Consider the following 578-nt stretch of genomic DNA (forward strand, 5'->3'; position numbering starts at 1 on the left):
CTGTCCGACGAAGTCTACGAGCACGTCGTGTTCGACGGCGCGCAGCACCAGAGCGTCGCGCGCCATCGCGAGCTGGCCGAGCGCAGCGTGATCGTGTCGTCGTTCGGCAAGTCGTTCCACGTGACGGGCTGGCGGGTCGGCCATTGCCTCGCGCCGGCCGAACTGATGGACGAGATCCGCAAGGTGCACCAGTTCATGGTGTTCTCGGCCGATACGCCGATGCAGATCGCGTTCGCGGAGATCCTCGCGCGGCCGGACAGCTATCTCGGCCTGTCGGCGTTCTACCAGGCCAAGCGCGACCTGCTCGCGCGCGAGCTGGCCGATTCGCGTTTCGAGCTGCTGCCGAGCGAAGGCTCGTTCTTCATGCTTGCGCGCTTCCGGCATTTCTCGGATGAAAGCGACAGCGATTTCGTGCTGCGCCTGATCCGCGACGCGCGCGTCGCGACGATTCCGCTGTCGGCGTTCTATACCGACGGCACCGATGCCGGCGTGATCCGGCTCAGTTTTTCGAAGGACGACGCGACGCTGGTCGAAGGCGCGCGGCGGCTGCGTTCGCTGTAAGAAACCGGCGACGGGCA

At 65.9% G+C, this 578-nt stretch carries 1 protein-coding gene; it reads left to right on the plus strand.

Annotated features, from left to right (window positions below):
- Positions 1–561 (plus strand): aminotransferase class I/II-fold pyridoxal phosphate-dependent enzyme (locus U5809_RS34595; RefSeq protein WP_322089855.1); only part of this gene is annotated, 561 nt, incomplete at its 5' end.
- Positions 562–578: the final 17 nt, after the last annotated feature.

Origin of the sequence: Burkholderia sp. BCC1999 (assembly GCF_905339975.1) — a bacterium.
Taxonomy (GTDB): domain Bacteria; phylum Pseudomonadota; class Gammaproteobacteria; order Burkholderiales; family Burkholderiaceae; genus Burkholderia.